This window comes from Viridibacillus arenosi, from assembly GCF_001955655.1.
Classification (GTDB): Bacteria; Bacillota; Bacilli; order Bacillales_A; family Planococcaceae; genus Viridibacillus; species Viridibacillus arenosi.
Genome location: NZ_MSPW01000013.1, coordinates 21049 through 33515, shown reverse-complemented (window position 1 = coordinate 33515; position 12467 = coordinate 21049). Strand labels below are relative to the sequence as shown.

General features: G+C 35.6%; 9 protein-coding genes and 1 pseudogene. 5 read left to right on the top strand and 5 right to left on the bottom strand.

Annotated features, from left to right (window positions below; genetic code table 11):
* Window positions 1-27: 27 nt before the first annotated feature.
* A pseudogene (locus tag BK137_RS18650) lies at window positions 28-1367 on the bottom strand (alanine/glycine:cation symporter family protein).
* Window positions 1368-1575: 208 nt separating this feature from the next.
* Here BK137_RS18650 and BK137_RS18645 point away from each other — a divergent pair.
* Window positions 1576-1932 carry a hypothetical protein gene (locus tag BK137_RS18645; protein ID WP_038178572.1) on the top strand — a complete coding sequence of 119 codons (357 nt, stop codon included), beginning with the start codon at window positions 1576-1578 and terminating at the stop codon, window positions 1930-1932.
* Between the two features lie 23 nt (window positions 1933-1955).
* On the top strand, window positions 1956-2897 hold the full coding sequence (locus BK137_RS18640) for a YihY/virulence factor BrkB family protein (RefSeq protein ID WP_051448533.1): 942 nt from the start codon (window positions 1956-1958) through the stop codon (window positions 2895-2897).
* Between the two features lie 23 nt (window positions 2898-2920).
* On the opposite strand, the gene BK137_RS18635 is transcribed toward BK137_RS18640, so the two are convergent.
* From BK137_RS18635 to BK137_RS18625, 3 genes are all read right to left on the bottom strand, one after another.
* Window positions 2921-4825 carry a heavy metal translocating P-type ATPase gene (locus BK137_RS18635; RefSeq protein ID WP_038178570.1) on the bottom strand — a complete coding sequence of 635 codons (1905 nt, stop codon included), beginning with the start codon at window positions 4823-4825 and terminating at the stop codon, window positions 2921-2923.
* A 244-nt stretch (window positions 4826-5069) separates the two neighbouring features.
* The gene (locus tag BK137_RS18630; protein ID WP_038178568.1) at window positions 5070-6605 is read right to left on the bottom strand and encodes a fumarate hydratase; all 1536 of its coding nucleotides are present in this window, start codon (window positions 6603-6605) and stop codon (window positions 5070-5072) included.
* A 136-nt stretch (window positions 6606-6741) separates the two neighbouring features.
* On the bottom strand, window positions 6742-6930 hold the full coding sequence (locus tag BK137_RS18625) for an SE1561 family protein (RefSeq protein WP_038178566.1): 189 nt from the start codon (window positions 6928-6930) through the stop codon (window positions 6742-6744).
* Window positions 6931-7357: 427 nt separating this feature from the next.
* Between BK137_RS18625 and BK137_RS18620 the strand changes: the two genes are divergently transcribed.
* From BK137_RS18620 to BK137_RS18610, 3 genes are all read left to right on the top strand, one after another.
* Complete coding sequence (locus BK137_RS18620) at window positions 7358-8524, top strand: MFS transporter (protein WP_179078291.1); 1167 nt, start codon at window positions 7358-7360, stop codon at window positions 8522-8524.
* Window positions 8525-8660: 136 nt separating this feature from the next.
* Window positions 8661-9551, top strand: a complete 891-nt coding sequence (locus BK137_RS18615; RefSeq protein ID WP_235175655.1) for a D-alanyl-D-alanine carboxypeptidase family protein — start codon at window positions 8661-8663, stop codon at window positions 9549-9551.
* 111 nt (window positions 9552-9662) lie between these two features.
* Window positions 9663-10505, top strand: a complete 843-nt coding sequence (locus BK137_RS18610) for a class I SAM-dependent methyltransferase (protein WP_038178562.1) — start codon at window positions 9663-9665, stop codon at window positions 10503-10505.
* 44 nt (window positions 10506-10549) lie between these two features.
* On the opposite strand, the gene BK137_RS18605 is transcribed toward BK137_RS18610, so the two are convergent.
* The gene (locus tag BK137_RS18605; protein ID WP_038178560.1) at window positions 10550-12298 is read right to left on the bottom strand and encodes a methyl-accepting chemotaxis protein; all 1749 of its coding nucleotides are present in this window, start codon (window positions 12296-12298) and stop codon (window positions 10550-10552) included.
* Between the last annotated feature and the right edge of the window lie 169 nt (window positions 12299-12467).

The window sequence follows — 12467 nt, the reverse complement described above, 5'->3', positions numbered from 1 at the left end:
ATGTATTGAATGTCAATTAAAAATTGATTAAGCTTTTGCAGATTGCTCAGCTTTGTTATTTAATTTTTCTTTTTTCTCTTCTTTTAGCTTTTCTTTAATACGTTTTGTTTCAAAAACAACTATCCCTGATAGGCCAATAAGACCGATTAAGTTTGGAATGGCCATTAAGCCATTTGCAACATCAGAGAATGTCCAAACGATATTAAGTGGAATAGTTGCACCGATAAATACGAAAGCTACGAAAATAATACGATAAACTAAAAGAGCAAACGGATTTTTAAATAAGTACTGGAAGCATTTTTCACCATAATATGCCCATCCTAAAATAGTTGAAGAAGCAAAGAAAATTAACCCGATTGCTACAACAATTGGTCCCCAACTACCTAAGAAGTGACCAAATGCTTGAGTTGTTAGTGCATTTGCTTCTAGTTTTGGATTTGTATAAACACCGGACATAACGATAGTTAAGCCAGTAATTGAGCAGATTAAGAATGTATCAAAGAAAACTTGTGTCATTGAAATAAGTGCTTGTCGTCCAGGTAAATCTGTTTTCGCAGCAGCAGCAGCTATTGGAGCAGAGCCTAGACCAGCTTCATTAGAGAATACTCCTCGAGCAACACCATAGCGAATTGCTGCACCAATTGCTCCACCTGCAGCAGCTTCTCCAGAGAATGCCATTTTAATAATTGTCATAAATGCTTCAGGTACAGCAGTAATATTCATAATAATAATGATTAACCCAGAAGCTAAATAAAAAATAGCCATAACTGGAACAAAAACTGCAGTTACTTTACCAATAGATTGAATTCCACCTAAAATAACAAGGCCAACAAAAATAGTTAAAATAATACCAGTAATCCATGGATCAATTTTAAAAGTAGAATTTACAACCCCGGCAACTGAGTTAGATTGTGTACCATTTCCGATACCAAATGAAGCTAAAACACCAAATAATGCGAATAATACAGCTAGCCATTTCTGTTTAAGACCATGCTCAAGATAGTACATCGGTCCACCAGCCATTTGCCCCTTGGAATCTTTTACGCGGAAGCGAACTGCTAAAATAGCCTCACTATACTTGGTTGCCATACCAAAGAATGCAGAGAACCACATCCACCAACGATATTACCGGTACCAACTGTAGCAGCAAGTGCTGTTGTTAAAGCTTGGAATTGTGAAATATCGCCTTCAGCATCTGTTGCATGTTTTTTAGAGAATACGAGTCTAAGAGCTGTTGGTAATAGTCTAAGTTGTAACACACCCACTCGAATAGTGAGATAAATCCCTGAACCGACAATTAGGACGATTAAGGGGATTCCCCATAGTACGCCTGATATTGATCCTAAAATCTCATTTAACTTATCCATTCAACAATTCCTCCTCATCCACTTTTTGTAAAACATTCCTCCTATTTCTATTAATTTCCCTACTACATACTATTATTCTTAATTTTCTGTCTATAAGTCAAGAAATATTTTTTAAAGAGATTACATTGTATAGCCATCACTTTAGTTTTATTGTTAAAGTATAAGGGCATACTATTTCAAAGGGATTAAATGCAAGGAGGAATTTATAATGTCGAATAAGTTATTTGTAGGAATCGCAATTGGTGCAATTGCTGGAGCAGCAATTAGTATGTTGGATAGGAGTACTCGTGAGAGCACGTGTAGAAAAGCGAAAAGTATTTCAAGTGATGTTAAATACTATGCAAAGAATCGCGATGAATTCGTGGAAAAAGTACAAAATAAAGTGGAAAAGTATCAAACTTTATACGATTCATTTTCAACAGAAAAAGATTATTTAATGGAAAAAGTTGATGAGATTAGAACATATACACCACAAGTGAAAAATCTACTAGCGGATACTAAAAATGCATTTGTATCTTCAACAGAAAAAGAGGAAGAGGAAGATCCTAACATAATTCATCTTTGATCTGAACAAAGGGGGAGAGATCAATGAGTAGAAACAATCGTGATGATTTAAAGTCTTCAACAGTATTTGATAAGATGAAGATGATGCAAATAGAGAAAAAGGGTAAGGATGGGAGAGTTAATGATATAACGACATCTAAAGGTTTTATGATGGAGTTTATACAAAGGATAAAAGATGGAGACATTTCAGGCTTTAGTGCGCAATTAGCGTATTTCTTCCTATTATCTTTTTTCCCATTACTCATTTTTTTAGTGACATTACTGCCGTTTTTAAATATTGATCCAGATCAAATTTATTTGTTTTTGAATGCCATTTTACCTGATCAAGTGTACTCATTGATAAATGGGACAATTAGTGAAGTTTTAGAAAATAGGAATGGTGGATTATTGTCGATAGGTATCATTGGTACGATTTGGTCAGCATCTAAAGGTGTAGATGCGTTGATCAAATCTATAAACCGTTCATATGATAAAAACGAAACAAGGCCCTTCATCATAGCGAGATTTGTGTCTGTTATTTTCACATTTTTATTAGTTGGATTAATCATTGTGGCATTGCTACTATCGGTCTTTGGTAGACAAATCGGTGTTATACTATTCTCTTACTTTGGATTAGCAGTAGATTTCTTAAAGATATGGAATAGCATTCGTTCGATCATACCGCCACTATTGATTTTCACAGTATTAACGACAATGTATTGGATTGTACCTAATATAAAGTTGTATTTACGCAGTGTATTACTCGGTTCGGCTGTTGCGACGGTTGCATGGATAGTATTATCTTACGGATTTTCTTACTATATTAGTAATTTTGCGAATTACTCTGCAACGTATGGTAGTATCGGGGGAATTATCATATTAATGTTATGGTTATATTTCACAGGCATGATTTTAATGGCCAGTGGACAAATTAATGCCATTATGCAAAATAGACTAGAAATATTGGAAGTACGAAAAAAAGAGTGACCTTAAATGGTCACTCTCTTTTTTTATATGTTTTTATTTAATAGTCTCAAACCGTTTAAAATCACTAGAATTGTACTACCTTCATGCCCAATAACACCTAAAGGTAAATCTACTGCTTGTAGGAAGTTTGAGATAATAAGTAAGGCAATGACTGAAATAGAAAATGCAATATTCTGCTTAACAGTTTTCTGCATTTTACGCGACAGTTTAATTGCATAAGCAATTTTAGAAAGGTCATTTTTCATTAATACAACATCAGCTGTCTCTAATGCAACATCTGTTCCTTCACCCATCGCAATCCCTGTAGTAGCTGTTGCTAGTGCAGGTGCATCATTAATACCGTCACCAACCATTCCAACATGTTTGTACTTAGCCATTAAATCCTTCATATGTTGTACTTTTGTTTCAGGCAAACACTCTGCAATATAAGCATCAACACCTGCTTCTTTAGCGATTACTTTAGCGGTATTCTCATTATCCCCAGTTAACATAATTGTGTGAATACCTAGCTCTTTTAGAAGAGCAATTGCGCGTTTTGCTTCTTCACGAACTGTATCTTTCATCGCAGCGATGGCAACAATTCCTTCTTCATCACGTACGAAAATAACCGTTTTGCCTTCATCCGCTAATGTAAGTGCAACCCCATTAGCAAAACGCATTGCGTCTTCACGACCTACGAAATCAGTTTTCCCTACTTTATAAGAAGTGTTATCTACAATTGCTTTCATACCCCAACCAGGAACATCTTCAATTTGAGCTTTATGGAAGGATGTCAGTCCTTGTTGTTTCGCATAAGCTGTAATCGATTGAGCAAGTGGGTGATTGGATTGTGATTCAATACCAGCGACTATAGAGAGCATGTGTTGTTGATCAATACCTTCACGAACTATAAACTCAGTGACAATTGGTTTACCTCGTGTAAGTGTTCCTGTTTTATCAAATGCGATAGCGTTTAATACACTTAAATTTTCTAAGTGAACGCCACCTTTAAATAGAATACCGCTTTTTGCACCATTAGAAATGGCCGAAAGTGTAGCTGGCATTATTGATGCCACAAGAGCACAAGGTGATGCAACAACTAGTAATACCATTGCGCGATAAAAAGTAGTTGTCCAATCCCAATCAAGTAAGAAGTGGGGGATGAACATCATTAGCAAAACAGCGATTAATACAAATTTTACATAAGTACCTTCAAATCGTTCAATAAATTGCTGAGAGGGAGATTTTTCATCTTGAGCAGATTGTACAAGGTCAATGATTTTCTGGAATAGTGATTCGGAGTTTGGTTTCGTCATTTCCATAGTCACTGCACCACTCATATTGACAGTCCCTGCAAATACTTCGTCACCTTCAAGCTTTGTAACAGGTATTGCTTCGCCGCTAATAGCAGCCTCATCAATTGCGGTAGTACCTTCAAAAATCACTCCATCAGCTGGAACTCTTTCACCTGGTTTAATAAAGAGATGGTCACCTTTTTTTAAAGTAGAAACAGAGACGCGAGTTAGTTCTCCTTGTTCATTTACTAACCATGCTTCTTCAGGTTGTAAATTCATAAGTGCTGAAATTTCCTTATGACTTTTATTCATTGCGTATGTTTCAAGTGCACCACTTACTGCGAATATAAAGATTAAAATTGCGCCTTCAGTCCAATAACCAATAATTGCTGAACCGATTGCTGCTAAAATCATAAGGAATTCTACATTTAGTTCCTTATTAGCAATTGTTTCTTCAACACCTTCTTTTGCTTTTGCGAAGCCACCAATTATAAATGCAAGAACATAAACAAGTATGGATAAAGTGTTCAGATCATTTTTACCTAGTAGCCAAGCAATTAAAATGAAGACTCCTGAAGCTAGAGCTGCGATTAGTTCAGCGTGTTCTTTCGTATTCTCAATTAGCGGGTACTTTTGTTGTTTTATAGATTCCATTGTTATACCTCCTGATAATGAATATCAATATCAAAACCTTTATTAATCAACAAAACTGGCTTACCACAAGGGATTACCAGTTACTTTTACAATCATTTTTAATTTAGAATTATTATAACATAGAGATGATAATTGGGGAAGTGGATTGTTTAATAAATGTTAGTTTAAGAGAAAATGTACATGTAGAAAATAAAAAAACTCTCGAAAACTATAAATAGTCTTCGAGAGTTTCATAAAGATTCTATTAAAATACGCGTTCAGCGTGTAGTGCTAATTTATCAAGAGATGATTTTTGAACATCTGCGTGTAATGAGTTACCGTGAGAATCCATTGTTACGACAGCTGTGAAACCTTCAACTGATAAGTGCCACATTGCTTCTGGAATACCGAACTCCATTAAGTCTACACCATCGACTGATTTGATACAGTCAGCATAGTATTGTGCAGCACCACCGATTGCATTTAAGTAAACGCCACCGTGTTCAGCTAAAGCAGCAAGTGTTTTTGGTCCCATACCGCCTTTACCCATAACTGCGCGGATACCGAATTTTTTCATAATATCGCCTTGGTAAGGTTCTTCACGGATAGAAGTTGTTGGACCAGCAGCTTTTACTGTCCAGTGATCATTTTCATCTTTTGCCATTACAGGACCACAGTGATATACGATTTGTCCGTTTAAATCGACTGGAGCGTCATGACTCATTAAGTGATGGTGGATAGCGTCACGGCCAGTATACATACGACCAGTGATTTTAACTACATCACCAACGTTTAATGAACGAATTTGTTCTTCAGAGATTGGTGCTGTTAATTCAACAACTTTTTTCTCCGATTTTGGTTCTTCTGTTTGTGGTTCTTCTTTGAACGAGATTTTCTCGCCGTCTTGGTAATGCCAGTTTTTGATTTCACCAGTAGTAGCATCAACATCGATTGCCATACGACGGTAAGCCCAACAGTTATAAGCTACAGATACGTAGAATGATGCTGGGATACGGTTCATAACGCCAACTTTACAGCCAAGTAATGTTGCTTCACCACCGAAGCCCATTGTACCGATACCTAATGTATTAGCTTTTTCAAGTATGTAATCTTCTAATTTAGCTAAATCAGGATTTGGATTTGTATCATCAACATGACGGAATAGTTGTTCTTTTGCTAAATCATATCCAGATGAGCGGTCTCCACCAATCCCAACACCGATGAATCCAGCTGAACAGCCTTGTCCTTGTGCTTGGTATACAGAGTGAAGAACACATTTACGGATACCATCTAAGTCACGACCAGCGCGTCCAAGTCCTTCTAATTCAGTTGGTAAGCTGTATTGAATATTTTTGTTTTCACAGCCGCCACCTTTTAAGATTAACTTAATTTCGATGAAGTCATTTTCCCATTGTTCAAATTTCATAACAGGAAGACCTTCACCTAAGTTATCACCACTGTTTGCGCCAGTTAATGAGTCTACTGAGTTTGGACGAAGTTTAGCATCAGCAGTAGCACTAGCGATTGCTTTTTTGATGACCTTTTTAATTTCAATTTGGTTTACACCAACAGGAGTTTTTATCTTGAATGTTGGAAGTCCAGTATCTTGACAGATAGGTGAAATATTATCGTCAGCCATATGAATGTTAGTAGCGATTGTATCTAAACTCATAGCAGCGCGAGTACCAGCATTTTCAGCATCTTTCGCTTTTTTTATTGCGCGGCGTACATCTTTTGGTAAGTTTGTAGATGTTTCAGTTACTAAATCATAAATGCTTTGTTCAAGCTTTTCTAAATTCATGTGAATTGCCCCCTCAAATAAGGAAATGTTTTAATTCCATACTCATTATACCCTTTTCAAAATATGAAAAAAAGAGCGTGAATTCACGCTCTTTTTTAAACTGATAAAAATGATAGAAATTATTCGTTTTCACTGATTAGTTTTCAGGTCTGTCATTGAATTGATCCATTTTTTCTTCTAAATCGTCCATCATCTGAATAAGGCGATCGATATCTTCTAATTCAGTAGTTTCAGGGTCAATTGCGTCTAGAACTTCTAAAAAGATTTGAAGACGTTCTTTTAGGTAGGTCACTTGCTGATCTTTATCTGTAATTGATTTACCCATCATTACACCTCATTTCTTCTACCCAATAGTAGCTGATTTGTATAGTTTTTTCAATTGAATTACGGAAATACTAGGACTTATTAAATGTTTTAATGTTATTTGTATTTAGAAAATTTACATTATTTAAGTATTATGATAAAGTGAATATAAGAATAGGAAAGGAGAATAATTAGTAAAGCAAATTGAAAATCTTGTAGTAGAGGGAGGGAGATAGCAGTTAACGGCGAACTACCGCTAAGGATTTAAAGGCAACTGCAAATTAAATGAATATTAGTCATTGTTAGAGGGCTCAGTACACATGTTATCAATGTGAACTGGGCCTTCATTTTTTATGGAAAAAATCATATCAGCTTCCAACTGAATTATGATAATATTGTACAAGAATTAAGTAGTACTTAAATTGATATAAATTCGCAAGGAGGAAGAAATGGAGCATAGTATTAATTTTGAAAAGAGAAGATTTTGGATTTTGGTAATTATGGTCTCCATTTCGGGCTTCTCTCAAGGTATGTTATTGCCGCTTGTGTCGGTAATTTTTGAGCAGGATGGTGTTTCTTCTGCTTTGAATGGTTTGAATGCAACAGGTTTATATATCGGAACATTATTAATAGCTCCTTTTATCGAACAACCGTTACGCAAGTTTGGGTATAAACCAATTATTGTGATAGGTGGAGCACTTGTCTTTTTATCTTTACTCATGTTTCCGTTATGGAAAAGTATAACGTTCTGGTTTATATTACGATTGCTGATCGGTATTGGGGATCACGCATTGCATTATGCAACACAAACGTGGATTACAAGTACGGCACCAGCAAATCGACTTGGTAAAAGCATCGCTATTTATGGCTTATCTTTTGGTCTAGGTTTTGCAGTCGGACCTTTATTTGTACCATTGATGAACGTTTTCGAGGCACTACCATTTATCGTGTCATCGGCTCTTTGTTTAGTAGCATGGTCACTTATTTTCTTATTGAAAAATGAGCGTCCAGAGTCAATTCAAATGACAAATGTAGATGAAAAAGCATGGGGACGTTATGTATCGACCATGAGATATGCTTGGGTAGCATTTTTACCACCATTTTGTTATGGCTTTTTAGAATCATCATTAAATGCATTGTTCCCGGTTTATGCACTACGACTATCATTTGATGTATCAATGTTATCTTTTATTTTAGCAGCTTTCTCAGCGGGGGGGATTATTTCTCAAGTCCCATTAGGTATGCTTGGAGATAAGATTGGACGTCGTAGAATCCTATTAATTGCCTTAGCGGGTGGGGGAATGATTTTCGGAATCGGCAGCTTTCTTGAGGGATCTGAAATTTTGGTAGCTGTTGTCTTTTTATGTGCAGGGTTATTTGCAGGGTCATTATTCTCATTAGGAATTACATATATGACAGATTTAACTCCAAAAGAATTGTTGCCAACTGGCAATTTACTATGTGGTATATTTTTTAGCTTAGGTAGCTTGAGTGGGCCATTTTTAGGCGGACTTTATTTACAATTTGTAACGCAATATAGCTTCCTTTTACTTGTATCAATCATGTTACTCAGTGTGTTTTTCATTTCTTTAATTGGTGGAAGAACTGTAAAGTGAGTTATATAGTTGCGGGTCTTTGTTATTTTTTATGTAACAAAGACTTTTTGCTTGAAAAATTAAGAAAAAAATCAGAATTCCTTTATGCTTCCTTCATTTCTATTTGGTTTAATAGAAGTGAAAGGAGATGTTGCATGTGAAGAAAAGAAAGTTGAATTTAAGAGTTAAATTAGTGATGGCTCTATTAGTATTATGTTTATTATGGATTGCTAATTTATTTATAAATGATGATAGGCAACAAGTAACACAGGCAGAACCGGGGCTATTTAGTGAAAATGCCATTTTAGTTGATTTAAATAGTGGAAAGGTTTTGCTTGATAAACAAAGTGAAATGGAAATTTATCCTGCATCTTTAACGAAAATGATGACCGCCATTGTAGCAATAGAGAACTTACCTGATTTAGAACAACGGATTACCATTCCGAGTGCGATGTTCGATAAGATTCGTGCTGAAAATGCCTCTGTAGCAGGGTTTGTTGCACAAGAACAGGTTACAGTACGTGATTTATTATACGGTAATTTGTTACCTTCTGGAGCAGATGCGTCGATTAGCTTAGCTATTGCTGTTTCAGGTTCAGAGAAAGGCTTTGTAAAGTTAATGAATGACAAGGCAAATAAACTTGGAATGAATGATACGCACTTTATGAATGCAACAGGTTTACAAGATAATAAGCACTTTTCGACTGTTAAGGATTTATCGAAATTACTACGTTATGCTTTACAGGATGAAACATTCTATAAGGTGTTTACGGCAAAGCATTATACTACTTCGGCAACAAATGTACATCCAGATGGCATTACTTTTAATAGCTCAATGTTTGAAAAGCTACCCTCCACCACTATTGAAGGTGGAACGATTTTAGGTGGCAAAACAGGCTATACAGATAAAGCAGGGCTTTGTTTGGCGAGTTTAGCTGAGAAAGATGGTAAGCAGTATATATTCATTACTACGGGAGCACCTGGAGATCATAATACGGAGCAGTTTCATATGACGGATGCTCTATCAGTTTATAATCAAATATTCTAATGATTCGGATTGTACTTGTGAGTGCGATCCTTTTTTCGTTGCGGCAGTGATGTTGTCACTATATGATGAAGATAGTGAATAATTTGAATATAGTGGAATAGGAAGTGTGTAATGATTATTGAGACAAGAGAAAAAGTTGATTTCGAAAAAGTTTGGCAAGAAGGGATGAAAGATTGGTCAGGGAAGATGCCAGAGCGCATGGTCAATGATGCTTTAGAAGAGCAGTTTTGGGCTCAATATATTGAAAAAAATGCTGGTAAAGAGACAGATCCTTATGCAGAGGGTATCTTTCAAACCATTGCAAAGTTCATTGAGCAAACTGATACGGTTCTAGAAATTGGACCTGGATGGGGGAATTATACATTTCCACTTGCTAACCACGTTGAGAAGCTTACTTGTGTAGATAGTTCTGCAAGTATGATTCATTATTTGCAAAACAAATGTGATTCCGATAATTATAACAATATTTCCTTTATTCATGAGAAGTGGGAGGATTATAATAGAACTGAGCAATATGATATTGTTTTTGGAATGAATTGTTTTTATCGCATATATGAAATAAAGAGAGCGCTACAACAAATACATAATAGTGCCAAGAAGTTAGCCATCATTGGTGTGACTTTTGCACCGATGCGGCCGCATTATATAGATTTACAAAATAACTTTGGTTATTCGCTGAAGTATCCAAGAAGAGACTATATAGATTTGATGAATATTCTTTATGAATTGGATATTCATGCAAATTGTCAAATAGTAGATTTGGAGAAAACGTATACGTATAATTCTTATGACGAGATGATTGATGCCAACAGTGTAAAGTTATTGACGCCAAATGTTGGGCGGTCGCAAGTTGAGGAAGCTGTGCAGAAGTATGTTGAATACAATAAAGGTAAATATATTTATAAGCATCAATTTAAAGCTGCTCTTTTATATTGGAGTCCTAGTAGTCTATAAAGAAGAAAGCCGTCCTCATTAAATTGAGGACGGCTTTTGTCTGTTTATTTTAGCTTGAATTGTGCAATCGATGATTTTAATGAATTAATTTCATTCGATAACTGCGCTGCAGATTTAGCTACAATATCCATGACATGTTGCTGTTCATCAACTGAAGCAAATACCTCTGTAGAAGCTTTGGCATTTTGATCACTTATTTCAGCAATGCTTTCAATTGCAAAAGTGAACATCTCAGTAGAAGCCATTAATATATTGACGCTCTCTGTGACGTTTTCGATGGATGTAATGATAGTACCTACATTCGATTTAATATCTTCAAATGACATTTCTGTATTTGAAACAGCTACATTTTGTTCTTTGACAATCAAAGATGTTTTGTCAATTTCTTGGTTTGCAAGTAAGGTTTCCTGTTCAATACCACGTAACGTTTGTTGAACACTTTCCGTGGATGCTGCAGTCTGTTCAGCTAGTTTTCTGACTTCGTTTGCTACAACAGCAAACCCTTTACCATGTTCACCAGCTCTAGCAGCTTCAATGCTTGCATTAAGAGCTAGTAAATTTGTTTGAGCAGAGATTTGATTAATCGTTTGTATAATATTTTCAATATCCTTCATTTTAGAAGATAGGGATTGGAATACTTTTTGTACATGTTCTACTAGGTCAGCTGATTTTGTCGATTTCTCTTTTAATAATGATAAATTATTAAGCCCTTGCTCATTGGAGTGTTGCATCTGTTCTGAAGATTGCTGCATAAACTCGTTTTTTTGATATAGATTTTTTATTTGTTCTGAGATACCAATAATGACTCGTTTTGTTTCCTCTGCGTCTCTTGCTTGCTGTAATGATCCAGCTGAGACATCCGATACAGCACGTGTAATTTCTGTTGTAGAGGCAGTTGCCTCTTCGGATACAGCGGTTAATGTTGATGAGGCATCTTGTATATCATTTGTTGTGGTATTTACTTCACTTATTAATGTTTTTAGTTGTGTTACCATCACATCAAAATGAGTATTCAATTGCCCTAACTCATCTCCGCGATTTACTTCATGTAATTGGACAGTTAAGTCACCAGTAGAAATTTTCTTTACCTTATTTGTTAGTCTTAAAATGGGAGTACCAAAATGTTTAGCTAATAAGTACATAATAATAGTCGCGATGATAAGTGACACCGCAAAGGATACACCCATGACGACAAGTAAATTTTGTGCGGATGAGTTAAAGTCTTTTTTGTAGCTTCCGGCACTTACAACCCAACCCCAGTGTGGGTCGATATCAGCATATGTAATTTTTTCAGCAAGCTTTTTTTCATCATCAGGTAGATGGAATGGATATTCTACAAAACCACCACCGTCTTTTGCATTTTTAATGATTTTTTGAATAAAATATTGTCCACTACTATCTTTTAACTCCCACGATTGTTGATTTTCAATATTAGGATGGGCAAGCATTAAGCCATCTTCTTGCAAAATGAAATTATAACCACTTTCTCCTAAGTTACCAGGATATGTAATCTCTCTATGTCCATCCGCTGTCTTTTTACCGATGATTTGAACCTTAACAGCTTCTTGCGCATCCTCTAGGGACAAGTTTCCTTTTTGTACTTCAGCATCTAGTGAAGCAATTAACTGCATCGTCGATTGGACACTGTTTTTAACAATCGTTTCACCTAATTTATCCATATTAGATTTTGCGCTTTGATAACTGAAAAAACCAATAATAATACATGGTATTGCGACAAGAAGTAACGAATTTAACATGAGCTTCCATTGAATAGAGTTACGTATCCTTTGCATTGAGAACCCTCCTGCATTGTAAAAAATCTGTTAATACTATTATGGATTCGTAAACTATGATAATCAATGAGAAAAAATGCAGAAAAATGTAATAATTTGTCGAAAAGTAGATATAAATGTGTTATTTTAGTAAATTGTACTGTGTTGTAAGTAGGGAAATGGACTTTTT

Excerpts from the sequence above, each read along its gene's own strand:
- BK137_RS18645 (WP_038178572.1), top strand. The coding sequence starts at position 1,576 with ATGTCGAATAAGTTATTTGTAGGAATCGCAATTGGTGCAATTGCTGGA.
- BK137_RS18635 (WP_038178570.1), bottom strand. The coding sequence starts at position 4,825 with ATGGAATCTATAAAACAACAAAAGTACCCGCTAATTGAGAATACGAAA.
- BK137_RS18620 (WP_179078291.1), top strand. The coding sequence starts at position 7,358 with ATGGAGCATAGTATTAATTTTGAAAAGAGAAGATTTTGGATTTTGGTA.
- BK137_RS18610 (WP_038178562.1), top strand. The coding sequence starts at position 9,663 with ATGATTATTGAGACAAGAGAAAAAGTTGATTTCGAAAAAGTTTGGCAA.
- BK137_RS18625 (WP_038178566.1), bottom strand. The coding sequence starts at position 6,930 with ATGGGTAAATCAATTACAGATAAAGATCAGCAAGTGACCTACCTAAAA.
- BK137_RS18640 (WP_051448533.1), top strand. The coding sequence starts at position 1,956 with ATGAGTAGAAACAATCGTGATGATTTAAAGTCTTCAACAGTATTTGAT.
- BK137_RS18630 (WP_038178568.1), bottom strand. The coding sequence starts at position 6,605 with ATGAATTTAGAAAAGCTTGAACAAAGCATTTATGATTTAGTAACTGAA.
- BK137_RS18605 (WP_038178560.1), bottom strand. The coding sequence starts at position 12,298 with ATGCAAAGGATACGTAACTCTATTCAATGGAAGCTCATGTTAAATTCG.